Genomic DNA, 17,841 nt, shown 5'->3' on the forward strand with positions numbered 1-17,841 from the left:
TCCCGGGCCGGCCCGCGGCCGTCTCCGGCCTCGGGGGCCGGGAACGCCGCGAACGCCGGTAACGACGCCGCGAACGCCGGTCCGGCCGGCCGCCGCGGCCGGCCCCGCGGGGGCAGATCCCCCCTTCCCCACCCACACCTCTCCCACCGGAGTGAGTCCTCATGTCCTCCCCCTCTCCCGACGCGGCTCCCGCCCCGGCCCCCGGCGCGGACTCCCCCGCCGCCGGCGCCCCCGCGCGCAGCCGCCCGCTCATACCCCTGCCGCCGTTCTGGGCGCAGATCCTCGCCGGCCTCGTCCTCGGCGTGCTGCTCGGCTGGATCGCCAGGCACTGGCAGGTGGACTGGCTCGGCAGAACCCTCGAGGAGGTCGGCGGCACCTTCGTCCAGCTGCTGCGGCTGGCCGTCGGCCCGCTGGTCTTCTTCGCGATCGTCATCTCGATCACCAGCCTGCGCAACGTCTCCAACGCCGCCCGCCTGGCCGGGCGCACGCTGCTGTGGTTCCTGGCGACCTCGCTGATCGCCGTGGTCATCGGCCTCGCCATCGGCCTGATCACCGACCCGGGGCAGGGCACGGGACTCAGCCCAGCCGACGGCGAGACCCCGGAGACCAAGGGCTCCTGGATCGACTTCCTCACCGGCATCGTCCCCACCGACGTGATCACCCCCTTCACCGATCTCGAGGTCCTCCAGATCGTCTTCATGGCCGCGGTGGCCGGCATCGCCGCGCTGCGGCTGGGCGAGAAGGCGGCGCCGCTGATCACCTTCGGCGAGTCCGCACTCACCCTCCTGCAGAAGGCCCTGTGGTGGGTCATCCGGCTCGCCCCGCTCGGCAGCGTCGGCCTGATCGGCCGGGCCATCAACGAGTACGGCTGGGACCTCATCGGCGATTACGCGACCTTCACCGCCGACGTGTACGTGGGCTGCCTGCTGGTGCTGTTCGGCGTCTACCCGCTGCTGCTGCGGTTCGCCGCGGGGCTCAACCCGCTCCAGTTCTTCCGCGGCGCCTGGCCCGCCCTCCAGCTCGCCTTCGTCTCCCGCTCCTCGGTGGGCACGCTGCCGGTCACCCAGAAGGTCACCGAACGGCTCGGCGTGCCGCGGGAGTACGCCTCCTTCGCCATGCCCTTCGGCGCCACCACCAAGATGGACGGCTGCGCCGCGGTCTACCCGGCGCTCGCGGCGATCTTCGTGGCGCAGATCTTCGGCATCGGCCTCGACCTGCGCGACTACCTGCTGATCGCCTTCGTCTCCGTGGTCGGCTCGGCCGCCACCGCGGGCCTGACCGGGGCCACGGTGATGACGACGCTGACGCTCAGCACCCTGGGCCTGCCCCTGGAGGGGGTCGGCCTGCTGCTGGCGATCGACCCGATCCTGGACATGATGCGCACGGCCACCAACGTCGCCGGGCAGTCGGTGTGCGCGATCCTCGTCGCCGCCCGCGAGAAGATCCTCGACCGCGAGGCGTACGCGCACGCCACCAGCTTCGAGATCTCCGGCGCCGACCAGGAGGAGGAGGCCGGCGCCCTGGCCCGGCCCGAGAAGGTGCCGGCCGCGGCCTAGCGCCGCAAACCGGGTGCACGGGCCCGCGGGTTCACGGGCCCGCAGGCCGGCGGGTTCACCGGCTTGCGGGGCCCGGCGGGGTGGCGGGGGTGCGCGTGCGCGCCCCCGCCACCGGCGCGTGTGCGCCCCGGCGGCCGGCCCCGGCGGTGCCCCGACCCGGGGCCCGGCGGATGCACAAGCCGGCGGCCCGCCCTGGGCGGTCACGGGGTGGCGCGTTGCCTCACCCCTCGAATTGACGTGCCGGGGGCGGCCGGTCGGCAGATATGAAGTTCCCGCTGGGGCGGGGTCGTTCGCGTGGGACAGGGGTGCCGCCGCGGGGCCGGGACGCCTGTGCGAACCCGGCCGGGGGCGGGCGCGGGAAAACTGGTCCGCGACCTGTCAGGGCCGCGCCAGGAGCCGCCCCGGCCCGCCGTACCGGGCCCGAGCGCGGCGGCGCGGCCGGATCACCTTCGTGCCTCCCCACGGCAGACAAGGAGCATCCGCATGCCCGAAGACACCTCACGCCGCCGCTTCCTCGGCGCCGCAGCCACCGCCACCGGCGCCGCCGCGCTCGGCCTGACCCCCGGTGCCGCGCGGGCCGGCGAGCCGCGCCGCGGCCCGGCCGGCGGCACCCCCCGCATCGGTGCCTCCACCGCGGACCCCGCCGACCCCAGGTACGCCGACCTGGTGCGCGGCTGGAACGCCAGGTTCGTCGGCAGCCCCGACTACGTCCGGGTGGCGGGGAGCGTCGCGGACGTGGAGGAGGCCCTGGCCGAGGCCGCCGGGCGCGGCAAGCGCCTCGCGGTCCGCAGCGGCGGCCACTGCCTGGAGAACTTCGTGTGCGACGAGGACGTGCGGGTGGTCCTCGACGTCTCCCAGCTCGAAGCCGTCGGCTACGACGCCGGCCACCGCGCCATCGTGGTGGAGCCGGGCGCCACCCTGCGCAAGGTCTACAAGACCCTGCACACCGCCTGGGGCGTGACCGTGCCCGGCGGGGCCTGCCCCGCGGTGGGCGCCGGCGGGCACATCGCGGGCGGCGGCAACGGCCCCCTCGCCCGCCGCGACGGCGTCGTCGCCGACCACCTCTACGGGATCGAGATCGTGACGCTGGACGAGTCGGGCACCCCGCGCACCGTGCTGGCCACCCGCGAGGAGAACGACCCGAACCGGGAGCTGTGGTGGGCCCACACCGGGGGCGGCGGCGGCAACTTCGGCGTCGTCACCAAGTACCTGCTGCGCTCGCCGGGGGCGCGGGGCACCGACCCCGCGGCGCTGCTGCCCAGGGCGCCGGGCCAGGAGCGGTCCGTCAGCTACGCGCTGCCCTGGAGCGAGCTGGACGAGCGGAAGTTCGGGCGGCTGCTGCGCGGCTACGTCGAGTGGTTCGAGGCCCACAGCGCGCCCGGCGCGCCGGAGGGGGCACTCAACGCCCACTTCTTCGGCCTGCACGCGAGCACCTCGCCCGTGGTGAACGTGCAACTGCTCGTCGACCCCACCGAGCCGGGCACCGAGGACCTGCTGGCCCGCTACCGCGCCGACGTGCTCGACCCGGTGGGCGTCACCCCGACGGTCACCGACCAGGTGCTGCCCTGGCTGCGTTCCACGAACGTCGAGGGCTTCGCCGACACCGGCGAGGCCATGCTGCGCAGGTGCAAGGCCAAGGGCACCTACCTGCGGAGCAGTTACACCGACGAGCAGATCTCCACCAGCTACCGCTACCTCACCACGGGCCGGCTCCAGGCCCCGCTGGCCGGGCTGCTCCTGGCCGGGCTCGGCGGCCGGTACGCGGCGGTGGACCCGGGCGCCACCGCCGTGCCACAGCGCGACTCCGTGGTGAAGGTGATGCACGCGGCGCACTGGCACGACCCGGCCACCGACGAGCTGCACCTGTCCTGGGTGCGGGAGTTCTACCGGGATGTGCACGCCTCCTCGGGCGGCGTGCCCGAGCTGGACGGGGTGACGGACGGGGCGTACATCAACTACGCGGACGCCGACCTCGCCGACCCGCGCTGGAACACCTCGGACGTGCCCTGGTACCGCCTCTACTACAAGGACGCCTTCGAGCGGCTGCAGGCGGTCAAGGGGGCGTGGGACCCGCGCAACGCCTTCCGGCACGCGCTCTCGGTGCCCCTCCCCGCCTGAGCAGGCCCCGGGAACGGCCTTTTTCGGGGGCGGCTCGCCCCTTTCCCGGGGCGCCGCCCCCCTCCTGACCCGAGCCGCGGCGCACGCCGCGCCTCTGCCTGCGCATTCCCGCAGGTCGGGCGGGGGGCTCACGGGGGGGCTCACCCCGCGCACCCAGTGAACCCCCTCGGTGTGTTTATGAACCCCCTTGTGAGAGTTACGAGTTGGCCCCTTCCGGCTCTTGACTGTCAAGCATGAGGGCTTCGCTTGGCTCACGGAGGGGGTACACCATGACGTCGCCATCGCCGAACGCGAGACCACTGCCCATACCAGCGGCGCGGCCGGCGCCCCTGGAACCGGCGGCGTTCTCCTCTGCCTACCGGTTCCGGTCGATCACGCTCATCGCCAACGCCACCGACACGCCGATGGTGGCCCGCAGGATGGCGCGCGAGACGCTCCGGGACTGGGAGCTGCCCGGCCTCGTCGACGACGTCGAGCTGTGCGTGTCCGAGCTGGTGGGGAACTCGGTGCGGCACGTGCCCGGCGAGCGGCGCATCGGAGTCACCTTCAGGTACTGGCCGCGCCGCCTGTTCCTCGAGGTGGCCGACGAGGACCCCAGGCCGCCGATGCTGCCCTCGGGCGGCCGCCTCGGCCGGGAGCTCGACCTGCTGCCGGAGAACGGGCGCGGCCTGTTCATCGTGCAGAGCCTGGCCGACGCGACCTGGTGGGCCCCGCGCGAGCAGGGGGGGAAGAGCGTTTTCTGCCGGTTCGACTGGACCGGCGGTGGGGCAAGGTGATGGTCAGCCGCCTCTCCGACTGGACGCTCTCGCCCGACCCGCACGGCGGCCCGCCCATCTACGCCGCCGAGTGCACCACCTGCACCGAGGAGTCCCCGGCCGCCGACACCACGGAGGCCCCCGACATCTGGTGCCTGCGCCACGCCGGGCGCACCGGCCACACCGGCTTCCGGATGACCGTCATGACCTTCCTGCGGGCCACGCCGGTGGACCCGCTGATCGGCTAGCCGCCGCCCCACGCCGGGGGCGCACGGGGGCGCACGACCGGCACCCCGCCGGGGGCACGCGGCGCGGGGCACGGGGGCGCGGGAGGGGCGCACGGTCGGTTCCCCCGGGGGCCGGGGGCGGCGTGAGGGGGGTGCCGCCCAGGGAAACGGGCCCTTGCCGGCGTGACGGTCCCGTGAAGGAGGCGGTCGGAATCGCCCACCCGAGTGCACTTCCGGGGTATCCAGGGAATCGCCCCTCCGAGCGCGACCGGGAGGTCCCCATGGCACGAGAGAGCCCGCCACGCGCGGCAGGCACGCTCCCCGCGCCGTTGCTCACCCTGGACGGCGGCCGGGTCACCGGGGCCGCCACGCCCCCCGTGGCGCGGCCCCCGGACAGCGGCAGCCTGGCCGACCTGCCCTTCCTCAACGCCGGGCAGGCCCCGGACGAGGTCCTTTTCAGCCGCAGGTTCAGCCGCGGGGACCCCGGGGCGGAAGGCGGCCGTGGCGGCGGCGGGAACGGGGACGCGGGCTGGCAGGACGTCACCTGCGCCGAGTTCGCCGCCGAGGTGCTCGCCCTCGCCAAGGGGCTGATCGCCTACGGCCTGCGGCCGGGCGACCGGCTCGCCATCATGTGCCGCCCCCGCTACGAGTGGACCCTGGTGGACTTCGCCGCCTGGGCCGCGGGGCTGATCACCGTGCCCGTCTACCACACCGCCTCGCCGCACCAGGCGAGCTGGGTCCTGTCCGACTCGGGCGCCAGGGCCTGCGTGGTCGAGGGGGTGCGGGAGGCCAGGACGCTCACGGCCGTGCGGCACCGGCTGCCCGTGCTGGAGCACCTGTGGCAGCTCGACGCGATCTCCGCGCACCAGAACAGCGCGATCGGGCAGATCTCCGCCTACGGCCGCGGGGTGCCCGACGAGGCGGTGACCGAGCGCCGCGCGAACCTCATGCCCTGGCTGGCCGCCACCGTCATCTACACCTCGGGGACCACCGGGGTGCCCAGGGGCTGCGTCCTCACGCACGCCAACCTCATGGCCGAGGTGGACGCCGCCATCGAGGCGCTGCGCCCGGTCTTCGCCGAGCCCACGCCGGGGGAGCGGCCCTCCACGCTGCTCTTCCTGCCCCCGGCCCACGTGCTCGGCCGGATCGTCACCCTCGGCTGCGTCCGCGCCCGGGTCCGCCTCGGCCATGCGCCGAGCCTGCGGACCGAGGACCTGCTCGCCGACCTGGCCTCCTTCCGGCCGACCTTCCTGTTCGCCATCCCCTACCTGCTGGAGAAGGTCTTCAACGGCGCCAGGGCCAGGGCCGAGGAGCTGGGCAAGGCGGGCTCCTTCGACCGGGCCGCCCGGGTCGCCCGCCGCTACGGGGCGGCCTCCGAGGCCAGGCAGCACGGCGGCGTGCACGGCCCCGGGCTCGGGCTGCGGGCCGCCCGCTCGCTGTACGACACGCTGGTGTACCGGCGCGTGCGGGCGGCGCTCGGCGGGCGGGTGCGGCACGTGATCTGCGGCGGCTCCCCGCTGGGGCGGCGGCTCGGCACCTTCTACGAGGGCGCCGGGGTCTCGGTCTACGAGGGGTACGGCCTGACCGAGACGAGTGCCGCGGTGACCGTCACCCCGCCCGACGCGCCGCGGATCGGCACGGTCGGCAGGCCGCTGCCCGGCACCGAGGTGCGCACCGCGCCCGACGGCGAGGTGCTGGTGCGCGGCCCCCAGGTGTTCGGCGGGTACTGGGACGCGGCCCTGGGCAGGGTGCTTCCGGCCACCGACGCCGAGGGCTGGCTGGCCACCGGCGACCTCGGCTCGCTCGACGAGGACGGCTACCTCGCCATCACGGGCCGCAAGAAGGACCTGATCATCACCTCGGGCGGCAAGAACGTCGCCCCGGCCCCGCTGGAGGACTGCCTGCGGGCCCATCCCCTGATCAGCCAGTGCGTGGTCGTCGGCGACAACCGCCCCTACCTCGCCGCGCTGCTCACCCTCGACGCGGACGGGCTGCACCACTGGCGGCTCCTCGCCGGGCTCGGGGACGTCCCACAGGCGGAACTGCTGCGGGACCCGGAGCTGCTGCGGCAGTTGCAGCGGGCGGTGGACGAGGCCAACGACCTGGTCTCCTCGGCCGAGTCGATCCGGCGCTTCCGGGTGCTGCCCAGGGACTTCACGATCGACTCGGGCTACCTCACGCCCTCCCTCAAGCTCCGCAGGGCCGAGGTGCTGCGGGACTTCGAGACGGAGATCGACGCCCTCTACGAGGAGCCGCAGGCGTGATCGGGACCGGGGCGCCGGCCGCCCGCGATTGTCAGACCCCCGGGGCACCATGGGAGGCATGACAGACCCAGTCGCCCCCGGGGAGCAGCAGCTTCCCGCCTGGTCTCATACCGTCGGCCCCGGCTGGGCCGCCCTGCTGGCGCGCCTGCACGAGCAGCTGCTTGCCCTCGCCCCCGACTACCGGATCGAGAGCTGCCGGCGCGCGCTCGGCGGTCTTCGCATATGGGTGGCCGAGCGCTTCGACGAGCAGGGCGAGTTCGACGGGCACTGGATGGACGCGGCGAGCAGGCTCACCGAGGAGGCGGAGGCGCGCTCGGGACGCACCTGCGAGCTGTGCGGGGCTGAGGGCAGGCCCCGGTTTCGCGGCGGCCGGCACGGCGCGTGGATCACCGCGCTGTGCGACACCTGCGCCGCCGACCCGCGTACGCACGCCCCACCCGTGCGCGTCCACGCCCACGGGTGACCGTCCACCCCGCCGGTGAGCCGTCCACCCCACCCGTGAACCGTCCACCCCGCCGGTGAGCCGGTGCGCGTCCGCCGGTGACCCGCCGGCCGCCGCGCGCCCCCGCCGCGCCCCCGCGCCGCGGCCCGTGCCGCCCGCCCGGGAATTCCGGCCGGGGCCCCCGGCCAATTGCCTCCGGCCCGCCCTGCCCGGAGCCCGGCCGTTCGCCCTTCCCGCGAAGACCGGCCGGAAGCCGAACCCGAAGGCCGGCCAGAAGTGGAACCCGAAGACCGGGCGAAAGGGAAGGCAAAAAATAGGCAAAAGGGGAGCGGCCTCGGCGGCGGCCCGGGGGAAGCGCGGAGTTTCCCGGGCGCGCGGAGGCCGCGGTGCCCGGGGGCGCGGCCCGGGCGCATTCCGGGGAGAATTCACGCCACCGCGGCCGGGAATTTCCCGTCCCGTCACCGGGCGGCCGGGAAAGCGCGCCGCCCGGCCGCTTCCGGCCCGCCGCCGCCCTTCCCGCGACATGCAGGAGCCCCCGCCACCTGGCGGGGGCTCCTTGGAAAAACGCCGAGGTGGTGGCCTCAGACGATGGTGACGTTCTCCGCCTGCGGACCCTTCGGGCCCTGGGTGACGTCGAAGGTCACGGTCTGGCTCTCCTCGAGAGAGCGGAAACCGGTGGCGTTGATAGCGGAATAGTGAACGAAGACATCAGGGCCGCCGCCATCCTGGGCGATGAATCCAAAGCCCTTCTCGGCGTTGAACCACTTGACGGTTCCGGTAGCCATAAGCCCTCCCTGGGCCTAAAAGGGTCGCCCTGCTCCAGAACCTGCATGAAGCCTGAAAACGACGAAAGCCTGCGGTCACATGCTCCGCAGGCTCGTACTGCAAGGGAAACCAAACTGCAACTCGGCTCGAGCCTAGCACGCGGTGTGCACGGCCGGAAGGGCGCAGTTCCCCCGTGAGGGGGATCAGCTCCGGACCGTCGGCTCGCACGACCTCAGGCGTACCCTGCCAGGCGTGACTACACACTCCCGGAACCGTCCTCGTGTCGGGCACATCCAGTTCCTCAACTGCCTCCCCCTCTACTGGGGCCTCGCCAGAACGGGCAGCCTGCTGGACCTGGAGCTCACCAAGGACACCCCGGAGAAGCTCAGCGAGCGGCTGGTCGCCGGGGAGCTCGACATCGGCCCGGTGCCCGTCGCCGAGTACCTCAAGCACGCCGACGAGCTCGCCGCGCTCTCCGACATCGCGGTGGGCTGCGACGGCCCGGTGATGTCCTGCCTGATCGTCTCGCAGCTGCCGCTGGACCGGCTGGACGGGCGCCGGGTCGCCCTCGGCTCCACCTCGCGCACCTCCGTCCGCCTCGCCAGGCTCCTGCTGGCCGAGCGGTACGGGGTCGCCCCCGACTACTTCACCTGCCCGCCCGACCTCGGCCTGATGATGCAGGAGGCGGAGGCCGCCGTCCTGATCGGCGACGCCGCCCTGCGGGCCGCGCTGCACGAGGCGCCCAGGCTCGGCCTCCGGGTGCACGACCTGGGGAGCATGTGGAAGGAGTGGACCGGGCTGCCCTTCGTCTTCGCGGTGTGGGGGGTGCGCCGCGAGTACCTGGAGCGGGAGCCCGGCACCGTCCGCGAGGTGCACCGCGCCTTCCTCGACTCGCGCGACCTCTCGCTCGCCGAGGTCGCGAAGGCCGCGGAACAGGCCGCCCGCTGGGAGGTGTTCGACGCGGAGGTCCTGGAACGCTACTTCACCACCCTCGACTTCAGGTTCGGCGCCAGGCAACTGGAGGGCGTCACCGAGTTCGCCCGCAGGATCGGCAGCGAGGAGGCGGCGCGCCGCATCGAGGTGCTGCCCGCCCCCGGCAGCTGAGCGCCCGCCCCGGCCCGCCCCCGCCGCCCCGGGCCGGGGAGGCGCACGGGCCCGCGCGGGGGCGCTGGCGTACGCTGGGGCCGACGTCGCGGCCCTCGCCCGAAGCCGGGCGGCGCCCGGCGGACTGCCACCACCCGGCGAAGGGATCGTGCCCATGGGCCAGCGCGCAGAGCTTCAGACCGTGCTCGACCGGGCCGCCGACGGCGGCCGGATCAGCCCGGAGGAGGCCGTCGAGCTCTACCGCTTCGCCCCCCTGCACGCGCTCGGCCGCGCCGCCGACGCCGCCCGCCGCAGGCGCTTCGCCGGCACCGAGCACATCGCCACGTACATCATCGAGCGGAACATCAACTACACCAACGCCTGCGTGACGGCGTGCAAGTTCTGCGCCTTCTACGCCGCGCCCAAGAGCGAGGGCGTGTGGACCCGGGACCTCGACGACATCCTGCGGCGCTGCGCCGAGACCGTCGAACTCGGCGGCACCCAGATCATGTTCCAGGGCGGGCACCACCCGGACTACGGCGTGGAGTACTACGAGCGGCACTTCGCCGCCATCAAGGAGGCCTTCCCGCAGCTGGTGATCCACTCCCTTGGCGCCTCCGAGGTGGAGCACATGGCGCGGGTCTCCGGCGTCAGCGCCGAGGAGGCGATCCGCCGCCTGCGCGCCGCCGGCCTCGACTCCTTCGCGGGCGCGGGCGCCGAACTGCTGCCGGCCAGGCCCAGGCAGGCGATCGCGCCGCTGAAGGAGTCGGGCGAGCGCTGGCTGGAGATCATGGAGACCGCGCACCGGCTGGGCGTGGAGTCCACCACGACGATGCTGATGGGCACGGGCGAGACGAACGCCGAGCGGATCGAGCACCTGCGGATGATCCGCGAGGTGCAGGACCGCACCGGCGGCTTCCGCGCGTTCATCCCGTACACCTACCAGCCGGAGAACAACCACCTGAAGGGGCAGACGCAGGCCACGCTCTTCGAGTACCTGCGGATGATCGCCATCGCGCGGCTCTTCCTCGACAACGTGGCGCACATCCAGGGCTCGTGGCTGACCACGGGCAAGGAGGTCGGGCAGCTCTCCCTGCACTACGGCGCGGACGACCTGGGCTCGGTGATGCTGGAGGAGAACGTCGTCTCCTCCGCGGGGGCCAGGCACCGCTCCAACCGGATGGAGCTGATCCACCTGATCAGGACCGCGGGACGGGTGCCCGCGCAGCGGTCCACCACCTACGAGCACCTGGTCGTGCACGAGGACCCGGCGCTCGACCCGGTGGACGACCGGGTGGTCTCCCACCTGTCCTCCACCGCGATCGAGGGCGGCACGGCCCACCCGGAGCTGAAGCTCCTCGACGCCCGCTGAGGGGCCACCGGCCGCCGGGAGATCGCCCGGCGGCCGGCCGCGCCGGGGTCAGTCCTCCTCGAAGAGGCCGTTGATCTCCTCGTTCACCTCGTCGAGCGAGTCGACGGGGGCGCCGCTCATCACCGCCTCGAAGGCCGGGATCAGCAGCGCGGAGATCTCCCCGGCGTGCTCGGTGATCGGGAAGCGGAAGGTCGTGCCCTGCTCCACCTGGTCGGTGAAGGGGCTGACGTCGATGCCCTCCTCGGCGAACTTCTGCTGGGCCACGTGCCAGGCCTCGGTGATCGCGGGGAAGACGACGTGGTACTCCCCGACGACCCGCTGGCAGGCGGGCGAGGCCAGGTACTTGACCCACTCCCAGGCGCCCTCGGGATGGTCGGTGCCGGCGAAGATCGAGTCGGCGAGCGAGTTGGACATGCTGGCGCGCTCGCCGCTCGGGCCGATCGGGGTGGGCGCGATCCCGACCCGAATCCCCTCGATCCCGGTGAAGGTGCCGGTCATCCAGCTGCCGTCCATGGCCATCGCGGCGTTCCCCGCGGCCATCTGGTCGGCGGACTGCTGGCCGTCCTGCACGGCGAAGGCGGGGGAGTAGCCCTCCTCGATGAGGTGCTGCCACCAGGTCATCGTCTCCTGGAAGGCCGGCTGGTCGAAGTTGAAGTGGGTGCCCCAGGGGTTGGTGTCGGTGTACTGGAAGCCGTTGGACACCGCGTACATCGACCACTGGGCCTGGCCGAATCCGTCGCCGCCCGCGCCCTGCATCCACAGGCCGTAGGTGCGCACGTGGTGCTTGTCGAAGCCGGGCTCGTCGCCGCGGACGCCGTTCTCGTCGACGGTCAGGCGGGCGATGACGTCCTCGTAGGTGCCGCCGTCCTCCGGGTTCCAGGTGAGGTTCTGGAGCTGCGCGGGGTCGAGGCCGGCCTCCCGGAGCATGTCCTCGTTGTAGAAGAGGCCGACGGCGTCCCAGTCCTTGGGCAGCCCGTAGCGGGCGCCGTCCTCGCCGGTCCACAGCTCGGTCAGGCCCTCCTCGTAGATGTCGAGCGGCAGGTGGTCGCGCTCGACGAGGTCGTCAAGCGGCATGAGCAGGTCCCGGGTGACGTACTCCGGGTACTTCGAGAGGTGGTTGGTGAACACGTCGGGGGCCGAGTCGGAGACGAAGCCGAGGGCCAGCTGCGTCCAGTAGTCCTCCCAGCCGTGCTGCTGGACGTCGATGCGGTACTCGGACTGGGAGTTCTCGAAGTCCTCGGCGCACTGCTGGTAGGCGGGCTGCTGGTTGGCGTCCCACAGCCAGTACGTGATCGTCGTCCTGCCGTCGCCCGTGCCGAACGCGCCGCCCCCGCAGGCCGTCAGGGCCAGGGCGGACAGCGCCGTCACCCCGCCGAGCAGGCGGCGGCGCAGCCGGACCGAGGCGCGCGGGAGGGCGGCGGGGCCGGTGGTTCCCGGGGTGCCTGAGGTGCTTGCCATCGCTTTCGCCTCGCTTGTCACTTCACGCCGGTGAACTGGATGGAGTTGATGATCTTCCGGCCGAAGGCGAGGAAGACGAGCATCGTCGGAACGGCCGCCACCAGCGCCGCGGCCATCAGGCCCGCCCAGTCGGGGCCGGTGTTCGGGGTGGCGGTCCTGAAGGCGCTCAGCGCCACGGTCAGCACCCGCACCCCGTCCTTCTGCCCGACGAGGTTCGGCCAGAAGTACTCGTTCCAGGCGTTGATGAAGGTGAGGATGCCGAGGGTGGCCAGCGGCGCCGAACTCGCGGGCAGGATGATGCGGAAGAAGATCCGGTAGTAGCCCGCCCCGTCGATCATCGCCGCCTCCTCCAGCTCCCGGTTGATGCCGAGGAAGAACTGGCGCAGGAAGAAGACCGCGAAGGGCGTCATGAAGAAGAAGGGCGCGACGATCCCCGGATAGGTGTTGAGCAGGCCGAGCTCCTTGATGAGCACGAAGTTCGGCAGCATGGTGAAGACGGGCGGGACCATCAGCGCGGTGAGGAAGACGAAGAACACCTTGTCGCGGCCGGGCCAGCTGAGCCTGGCGAAGGCGTAGGCGGCGCAGGCGCTGAAGAAGACCTGGCCGACCGTGATGAGGGTCGAGACGATCAGCGAGTTGCGCAGGTAGACCCAGAAGTGCAGGGAGGCGCCCGAGCCGCCCTCGGCCTGGGCCTCCTCGGTGCTTGCGGTGCCGAAGACCCGCTGAAGCGGCCCCCAGGTGAAGTCCACGGGCAGCGGCGAGTTGGGCTCGGTGAACAGGCTCCTGTTGTTGGAGAGCGCGGTGCGCAGCATCCACAGGAACGGGGCGATGGTGACGAGGAGGAACAGCAGGAGCACCGCCCAGGCGAGGAGGCGGCCCGGGTTGAGCGGGCGGCGCCGCCCGCCGGGGCGGAGGCGGGTGCGGCGCGGCGCGTCCTGCGGGGCGGGCGCGGCGGGCTGTGCCACGGCGGTCATGGCGGGAACTCCCTCTTCCGGTGATGGGTCCGGTGGGTCCGGTGGGTGCGGTGGGTGGGTCCGGTGGCTCAGGACTGGTCGGACTCGCCCGCGCGCATCAGGCGGAGCTGGGCGAAGGCCACGAAGGCGAGGATGAGGAAGAGGGCCACCGAGATGGCCGAGGCGTAGCCGAAGTTGAAGCGGGTGAACGCCTGGTCGTAGATGTAGACCTGGACCGTGCGGGTCGCGTCCACCGGGCCGCCCTTGGTGGTGACGGCCACCGTGTCGAAGATCTGCCAGGAGCCGATCACCGTGATGATCAGGACCAGCGCGAGGACGGGCCGCAGCAGGGGGAGGGTGATGCCGAAGAAGATCCGCCGTTCGTTCGCGCCGTCCACCGCGGCGGCCTCGTAGACGTCGCGGTTGATGGCCTGCAGCCCGGCGAAGATCAGCAGGGCCGTGTAGCCCATGTGCCGCCAGACGTTGACCAGCGCGATGGTGGGAATCGCCCAGTTCTCGTCGCCGAAGAAACCTATGCGGTCCAATCCGATCCAGTCCATGCCCTGGTTGATCAGGCCGAGGTTGAAGTCGGCCATCCAGTACCAGACGAGGGCGACCACCACGTTGGAGATCAGGTAGGGCAGCAGCAGCACGCCGCGGATCACCGTGGACTGGGTGAGCCGGTGCATCAGGACGGCCAGGGCCAGGGCGACGACCGTCTGCACGCCGATGTTGATGACGACGTACTCCAGCGTCACCCACAGGGAGTTCCAGAACACGTCGTCGTGGATCAGCGTGCGGTAGTTGTCCAGGCCGCTGAACTCGGGCGCGGTGAGCAGGTCGTAGTCGGTCAGGCTGAGGTAGAGGCCGCGGAGGGTGGGCCAGGCGAAGAAGACCAGGAACCCGAGGGCCGCGGGGGCCAGGAAGACCAGCGCCGCGCGGGTCTCCCGCCTGCGCCGGTTCGATGGGGGGTGGGCCGCGGGGCGCGGCACGGGGGTGGCGGCGGCTGCGCCGCCGGTGATCGTTGCCATCGCTCAGTCCTTCGTCGGGTGGAGCACGGCGAGCCGGGGCGGGCGCGGGCGCGCGGGCCGGCGCGCGCCGGCCGTGGGCCCGGCGGGAGGGGAGGACCGCCTGAGCCGGCGCGGCCGGCTCGCCTGCACCCGGTTCCCCGGCCGCGCCGAACTCGCCGGGCCCCTCAGGCACATCGGGCACGGCAGGCGCGGCGGGCACGCCGGACGCGGCGGAAACACTGACACACACCCCCTTGTGCTGATGTCAGGACGTCCTTACCGAACGCGTTGAGAGTTGGGCGAAAATGTTGTCGTAGGTGGCCCTTCTGTCAAGGCTGTGGGGAGCGGCCTTTACCGCAGCGTTATCGCCCGCCGCCGGCCGGCCCGGTCACCGGACCTTCGCTCGTGCAACGCCCGGCCCGCCAGGTGGCCTCCGGGGAGCCTCGGGCGCGCGGCTGACCGAAAATTCCGCAGAGGTCGCGACTCCTCACAGCGGGTGTGGAATGCTGCCGTCGCAGGTCTCAGCCGTGAGGCGTTCCGGGACCTGTCGGACTAGCTGGCGGGAGAGGCATGAGCACCGAACTGGCCTGGTTCAAGAGCAGCTACAGCGGCGACGAGGGGGGCAACTGCCTGGAGGTCGTGGCGTGCAAGGACACGGTCCGCGTCCGGGACTCGAAGGACCCAGAGGGACCCCACCTCGCGATACGTCCGGCCACGTGGGCGGAGTTCACCCGCTTCACGGGGCTGATCGGCGCCCACCGGGTTATTCGCTGAGTTCACAGGCGCGTAGTTTTCTTCCCCCACCTTCGCGCCTTCCGATGTCCGCGGGCCGCCTTCGGGCGGCCCGTGACAGTCTTGCCCCATGACGGCAGAAGTGATCGTTCTCAACGGCGGATCCAGCTCGGGGAAGACCACCCTCGCGCGCTGCCTGCAGGAGATCCTCCCCGAGCCCTGGCTGGCCTTCGGCACGGACACGTTCGTCGAGGCCCTGCCGGAGCGGCTGCGCACGGCGCCGGACGGCCTGGAGGTCGGCGCGGACGGCGCCGTGGCCGTCGGGCCCGTCTTCCGCGATCTTGAGGCGGCCTGGATTCGGGGCGTGGCCGCGATCGCGAGGAGCGGCGCCCGGGTCCTGGTGGACGAGGTCTTCCTGGGCGGGCCCGCCTCGCGCGCCCGCTGGAGCGCCGCCCTGCACGGCCTGCGGGTGCTGTGGGTGGGGGTGCGGTGCGAGCCCGCGGTCGCGGCCGAACGGGAGCGGGCCCGCGGGGACCGCGCCGGCGGCATGGCGGCCTCCCAGGCCGAACTGGTGCACCGCGGCCTGACCTACGACGTGGAGGTGGACACCACGCACGCCGAGCCGATGGCCTGCGCCCGCCTCATCGCCGAAGCGCTCGCCTCCGCCGCACCCGTCGCGCCCGCCACATCCCCCGCGCCCGCGAAACCCCCGGCGCCCGCGGAACCCCCCGCTTCCCCCGCGTCCGCCCCGGCCCCGCCGGCCGTCACCACCCGGGCCCTGGGCCCAGCCGGCGCCTGAGCCCGAGGCGTTCCGCCAGCTCCCGGTGGCTCCCCACGAACCACACCTCATCCCCGCGGTTCGCCCGCGCCACGAACTCCCGCATGGCCGGCCGGGCCAGGGTCGGGAGGGTGAAGTCCCCGACGAAGACCAGGTGCAGCCGGTACGCCGTGAAGGTGGCGACCAGGCGGGCCGCCAGGCCGGTCCCCGGGTCGAACAGGCCGGGGCCGACGCGCGTCAGCGGCACCGCGACCAACTCGGCGCCGAGACCGAGGGCCTCCCCCGCCACCTCGACGGCGGCCGCCTCCCCGGCCAGGGAGGGGCCGAAGGCGGCGCACAGGAGGGCGGGCACCCCGTGCAGTTCGGTGAACGAGTCGGTGGAGTTCATGGCCTTCCTGGCCCCTTCCGGCGTTTCCGGGTGCGTGGTGCCCGCGGCGACGCAGGGACCGCCGGCGCGCGCACACCTGAGGGGACGGGCGGCGGCGCCCGGCAGTTGCGCAACGGGCCCGCTTTCCGCTCCGGCGCTCGCCCCGCGGGTAAGCGCCCGTCGGCCATTCTCTGGGGACTTCCCCAGTTGCCCGCGCCCGGGGTGAACCTCTCCGCCCCCCGTCTCGTGGTCAGGAGTGCCGGATCTCCGCTCGCGGGGACCGGCTCGCGCGGGGGCACGCGGTCGGGGTGGGCCTGGTAACCCGGCCGCGCGGGCCGTACGCCCGGGGCCGCGGGCCGCGGCGCCGGGGAGGGCGCGGCGGCGGTACACCCGCCCCGGGCGCACGGTCCAGGCGGCCGGAACGCGGGGGCGCGCCGGCGCCGAACGTGAGAACCCCCGCCCTCGGGCCGCCGGGGGAGGCGGCCGGGGAGCGGGGGAGCCGGGGTGGGGGTGAAATGGGTGGTATGGGTGATTTCATCGGCTGGGTCGACAGCCCGGGACACATCGAGAGCTTCGTCGACGAGTGGGCCAGGACCCTCGTGCGGCGGGCCGACGGGCTCACCGAGGACGAGGCGCGGCAGCTGGTCAGGGAGATCTACGCGGCGGCGCGGACGAACGCGGTGGGCCGGTACGAGGAGGAGGTGGCCGTGCGCGAGGCGGAACGCGAGGAGTGAGCCGCCCCCGGGTCAGCCGATCGGCAGCCCGCCGAGCAGCCGGGGCGTGAGCCCGCCCACCAGGCCGCGGGCGGAGCCCCCCTCGGCGATCGGCCCGGTCAGCTCCCCGGTGCTCATCGGCCTGAAGTCGGCGACCTGGGTGCCCGCGGAGTTGGACAGCGGGTCCACCGGGGTCTCGGCCAGCGGGTCGAGCCGCAGGTCCAGCAGCGGGTCGACGGAGGAGGCCAGCGCGCCCGTCGCCACGCCGGCCGTCCCGGTGAGGGGGCCCGCCGGCCGGTCGTGCGGCGCCGCCGAGGCGCCGCCCGCGGCGGCGAGCACCGCCCCGGCCGCCGAGGCGGTGACCGTGGCCAGGCGCAGCGCGCGGGACGCGAGCAGGGGACGCGGAAGCTGAGTCATGGCAGGCACCGTAGTTGCTCGCCCGCAAGGGTCCCGCATCGGCGAGGAGGAACTCACTCGAACGGCGTACCGGGGCATCCGGGAGAATGGACGGGTGACTCGTGCCACGCTGGACAAGCAGCCAGGGGAAGTCGCCGCCATGTTCGACGCGGTGGCCGCCCGTTACGACCTGACCAACGACGTGCTCGCGCTCGGCCAGAACCGCCGCTGGCGGCGCGCGGTCGCCGCAGCCGTGGCGGCCAGGCCCGGCGAGCGGGTGCTCGACCTCGCGGCCGGGACCGCCACCTCCTCCCTCCCCTTCGCGCTGGCCGGGGCGTTCACCGTGCCCTGCGACTTCAGCACGGGCATGCTGGCCGAGGGCAGGAAGCGCAGGCCCTGGCTGCCGTTCACGGCCGGGGACGCCACCAGGCTGCCCTTCCGCGACGGGGTGTTCGACGCGGTGACCATCTCCTTCGGGCTGCGCAACGTGCAGCGGCCGGACGCGGCGCTGCGCGAGATGCTGCGGGTGACGCGCCCCGGCGGGCGCCTGGTGGTCTGCGAGTTCAGCCAGCCGGCGTGGGCGCCCTTCCGCAGGATCTACACGGAGTACCTGATGCGGGCGCTGCCCCCGGTGGCCACCCGCGTGTCCAGCAGCCCCGAGGCGTACGTCTACCTCGCCGAGTCCATCCGCGCCTGGCCCGACCAGCCGGCGCTCGCCGGGCGGCTGCGGCAGGCGGGCTGGGAGCGGGTGGCCTGGCGGAACCTGTCCGGCGGCATCGTCGCCCTGCACCGGGGGGTCAGGCCGCGTGCCGCTTAGACTCCACAGCATGCGCAGGCATCCGCCCCTCGCGG

The 17,841-nt window shown here is 73.5% G+C and carries 18 protein-coding genes; 12 read left to right on the forward strand and 6 right to left on the reverse strand.

Annotated elements, in window-relative coordinates:
* Positions 1–161: 161 nt before the first annotated feature.
* From D7294_RS21625 to D7294_RS21650, 6 genes are all read left to right on the forward strand, one after another.
* On the forward strand, positions 162–1,556 hold the full coding sequence (locus tag D7294_RS21625) for a dicarboxylate/amino acid:cation symporter (protein WP_120682314.1): 1,395 nt from the start codon (positions 162–164) through the stop codon (positions 1,554–1,556).
* Positions 1,557–2,039: 483 nt separating this feature from the next.
* Positions 2,040–3,674, forward strand: coding sequence for an FAD-binding oxidoreductase (locus D7294_RS21630; protein ID WP_120682316.1), 1,635 nt, complete (start codon positions 2,040–2,042; stop codon positions 3,672–3,674).
* Positions 3,675–3,943: 269 nt separating this feature from the next.
* Positions 3,944–4,450 carry an ATP-binding protein gene (locus D7294_RS21635; RefSeq protein ID WP_241562539.1) on the forward strand — a complete coding sequence of 169 codons (507 nt, stop codon included), beginning with the start codon at positions 3,944–3,946 and terminating at the stop codon, positions 4,448–4,450.
* Positions 4,450–4,677, forward strand: a complete 228-nt coding sequence (locus tag D7294_RS21640; RefSeq protein ID WP_120682318.1) for a DUF7848 domain-containing protein — start codon at positions 4,450–4,452, stop codon at positions 4,675–4,677. Before D7294_RS21635 ends, D7294_RS21640 begins: the two co-directional genes overlap by 1 nt.
* Positions 4,678–4,937: 260 nt before the next feature.
* A complete protein-coding gene (locus tag D7294_RS21645) occupies positions 4,938–6,920 on the forward strand; it encodes an AMP-dependent synthetase/ligase (RefSeq protein WP_120682320.1) in 1,983 nt (660 codons plus the stop codon).
* Between the two features lie 58 nt (positions 6,921–6,978).
* The gene (locus tag D7294_RS21650; protein ID WP_120682322.1) at positions 6,979–7,383 is read left to right on the forward strand and encodes a TraR/DksA family transcriptional regulator; all 405 of its coding nucleotides are present in this window, start codon (positions 6,979–6,981) and stop codon (positions 7,381–7,383) included.
* 560 nt (positions 7,384–7,943) lie between these two features.
* Here the strand turns inward: D7294_RS21650 and D7294_RS21655 are convergent.
* Positions 7,944–8,147 (reverse strand): cold-shock protein, encoded by a 204-nt coding sequence (locus tag D7294_RS21655; RefSeq protein ID WP_120682323.1) that lies wholly within the window; start codon positions 8,145–8,147, stop codon positions 7,944–7,946.
* A 232-nt stretch (positions 8,148–8,379) separates the two neighbouring features.
* Between D7294_RS21655 and D7294_RS21660 the strand changes: the two genes are divergently transcribed.
* Both D7294_RS21660 and mqnC read left to right on the forward strand, forming a co-directional pair.
* Positions 8,380–9,231: a menaquinone biosynthetic enzyme MqnA/MqnD family protein gene (locus tag D7294_RS21660; RefSeq protein ID WP_120682560.1), complete on the forward strand. Its 852-nt coding sequence runs from the start codon at positions 8,380–8,382 to the stop codon at positions 9,229–9,231.
* Between the two features lie 154 nt (positions 9,232–9,385).
* Positions 9,386–10,582 (forward strand): cyclic dehypoxanthinyl futalosine synthase, encoded by a 1,197-nt coding sequence (gene mqnC / locus D7294_RS21665; protein ID WP_120682325.1) that lies wholly within the window; start codon positions 9,386–9,388, stop codon positions 10,580–10,582.
* A gap of 48 nt (positions 10,583–10,630) precedes the next feature.
* On the opposite strand, the gene D7294_RS21670 is transcribed toward mqnC, so the two are convergent.
* The 3 genes from D7294_RS21670 to D7294_RS21680 all read right to left on the reverse strand — a co-directional run bounded on the left by D7294_RS21670 (position 10,631) and on the right by D7294_RS21680 (position 14,024).
* Positions 10,631–12,040 carry an ABC transporter substrate-binding protein gene (locus D7294_RS21670; protein WP_120682327.1) on the reverse strand — a complete coding sequence of 470 codons (1,410 nt, stop codon included), beginning with the start codon at positions 12,038–12,040 and terminating at the stop codon, positions 10,631–10,633.
* Positions 12,041–12,057: 17 nt separating this feature from the next.
* Positions 12,058–13,014 (reverse strand): carbohydrate ABC transporter permease, encoded by a 957-nt coding sequence (locus D7294_RS21675; RefSeq protein WP_120682329.1) that lies wholly within the window; start codon positions 13,012–13,014, stop codon positions 12,058–12,060.
* A gap of 68 nt (positions 13,015–13,082) precedes the next feature.
* Positions 13,083–14,024: a carbohydrate ABC transporter permease gene (locus tag D7294_RS21680; RefSeq protein ID WP_120682331.1), complete on the reverse strand. Its 942-nt coding sequence runs from the start codon at positions 14,022–14,024 to the stop codon at positions 13,083–13,085.
* Between the two features lie 549 nt (positions 14,025–14,573).
* Here D7294_RS21680 and D7294_RS21685 point away from each other — a divergent pair.
* Both D7294_RS21685 and cpt read left to right on the forward strand, forming a co-directional pair.
* Complete coding sequence (locus D7294_RS21685) at positions 14,574–14,777, forward strand: DUF397 domain-containing protein (protein WP_120682333.1); 204 nt, start codon at positions 14,574–14,576, stop codon at positions 14,775–14,777.
* 88 nt (positions 14,778–14,865) lie between these two features.
* Positions 14,866–15,534 carry a chloramphenicol phosphotransferase CPT gene (gene cpt / locus D7294_RS21690; RefSeq protein WP_120682335.1) on the forward strand — a complete coding sequence of 223 codons (669 nt, stop codon included), beginning with the start codon at positions 14,866–14,868 and terminating at the stop codon, positions 15,532–15,534.
* Here cpt and D7294_RS21695 read toward each other — a convergent pair.
* A complete protein-coding gene (locus tag D7294_RS21695; RefSeq protein WP_120682337.1) occupies positions 15,500–15,901 on the reverse strand; it encodes a DUF4180 domain-containing protein in 402 nt (133 codons plus the stop codon). The two genes, cpt and D7294_RS21695, sit on opposite strands and share 35 nt — an antisense overlap.
* A 503-nt stretch (positions 15,902–16,404) precedes the next feature.
* On the opposite strand from D7294_RS21695, the gene D7294_RS21700 reads away from it, so the two are divergent.
* A complete protein-coding gene (locus D7294_RS21700) occupies positions 16,405–16,614 on the forward strand; it encodes a hypothetical protein (protein WP_120682339.1) in 210 nt (69 codons plus the stop codon).
* 12 nt (positions 16,615–16,626) lie between these two features.
* Here the strand turns inward: D7294_RS21700 and D7294_RS21705 are convergent, their stop codons facing one another.
* The gene (locus D7294_RS21705) at positions 16,627–17,010 is read right to left on the reverse strand and encodes a hypothetical protein (RefSeq protein ID WP_120682341.1); all 384 of its coding nucleotides are present in this window, start codon (positions 17,008–17,010) and stop codon (positions 16,627–16,629) included.
* 94 nt (positions 17,011–17,104) lie between these two features.
* Here D7294_RS21705 and D7294_RS21710 point away from each other — a divergent pair, with 94 nt between their 5' ends.
* Positions 17,105–17,806: a demethylmenaquinone methyltransferase gene (locus D7294_RS21710; protein ID WP_120682343.1), complete on the forward strand. Its 702-nt coding sequence runs from the start codon at positions 17,105–17,107 to the stop codon at positions 17,804–17,806.
* Positions 17,807–17,841: the final 35 nt, after the last annotated feature.

This window comes from Streptomyces hoynatensis, from assembly GCF_003626535.1.
Classification (GTDB): Bacteria; Actinomycetota; Actinomycetes; order Streptomycetales; family Streptomycetaceae; genus Streptomyces; species Streptomyces hoynatensis.

What these genes read in the sequence shown, in the direction of transcription:
- D7294_RS21625 (WP_120682314.1), top strand. Translation starts at nt 162, where the DNA reads ATGTCCTCCCCCTCTCCCGACGCGGCTCCCGCCCCGGCCCCCGGCGCG.
- D7294_RS21630 (WP_120682316.1), top strand. Translation starts at nt 2,040, where the DNA reads ATGCCCGAAGACACCTCACGCCGCCGCTTCCTCGGCGCCGCAGCCACC.
- D7294_RS21635 (WP_241562539.1), top strand. Translation starts at nt 3,944, where the DNA reads ATGACGTCGCCATCGCCGAACGCGAGACCACTGCCCATACCAGCGGCG.
- D7294_RS21640 (WP_120682318.1), top strand. Translation starts at nt 4,450, where the DNA reads ATGGTCAGCCGCCTCTCCGACTGGACGCTCTCGCCCGACCCGCACGGC.
- D7294_RS21645 (WP_120682320.1), top strand. Translation starts at nt 4,938, where the DNA reads ATGGCACGAGAGAGCCCGCCACGCGCGGCAGGCACGCTCCCCGCGCCG.
- D7294_RS21650 (WP_120682322.1), top strand. Translation starts at nt 6,979, where the DNA reads ATGACAGACCCAGTCGCCCCCGGGGAGCAGCAGCTTCCCGCCTGGTCT.
- D7294_RS21655 (WP_120682323.1), bottom strand. Translation starts at nt 8,147, where the DNA reads ATGGCTACCGGAACCGTCAAGTGGTTCAACGCCGAGAAGGGCTTTGGA.
- mqnC (WP_120682325.1), top strand. Translation starts at nt 9,386, where the DNA reads ATGGGCCAGCGCGCAGAGCTTCAGACCGTGCTCGACCGGGCCGCCGAC.
- D7294_RS21670 (WP_120682327.1), bottom strand. Translation starts at nt 12,040, where the DNA reads ATGGCAAGCACCTCAGGCACCCCGGGAACCACCGGCCCCGCCGCCCTC.
- D7294_RS21675 (WP_120682329.1), bottom strand. Translation starts at nt 13,014, where the DNA reads ATGACCGCCGTGGCACAGCCCGCCGCGCCCGCCCCGCAGGACGCGCCG.
- D7294_RS21680 (WP_120682331.1), bottom strand. Translation starts at nt 14,024, where the DNA reads ATGGCAACGATCACCGGCGGCGCAGCCGCCGCCACCCCCGTGCCGCGC.
- D7294_RS21685 (WP_120682333.1), top strand. Translation starts at nt 14,574, where the DNA reads ATGAGCACCGAACTGGCCTGGTTCAAGAGCAGCTACAGCGGCGACGAG.
- cpt (WP_120682335.1), top strand. Translation starts at nt 14,866, where the DNA reads ATGACGGCAGAAGTGATCGTTCTCAACGGCGGATCCAGCTCGGGGAAG.
- D7294_RS21695 (WP_120682337.1), bottom strand. Translation starts at nt 15,901, where the DNA reads ATGAACTCCACCGACTCGTTCACCGAACTGCACGGGGTGCCCGCCCTC.
- D7294_RS21700 (WP_120682339.1), top strand. Translation starts at nt 16,405, where the DNA reads ATGGGTGATTTCATCGGCTGGGTCGACAGCCCGGGACACATCGAGAGC.
- D7294_RS21705 (WP_120682341.1), bottom strand. Translation starts at nt 17,010, where the DNA reads ATGACTCAGCTTCCGCGTCCCCTGCTCGCGTCCCGCGCGCTGCGCCTG.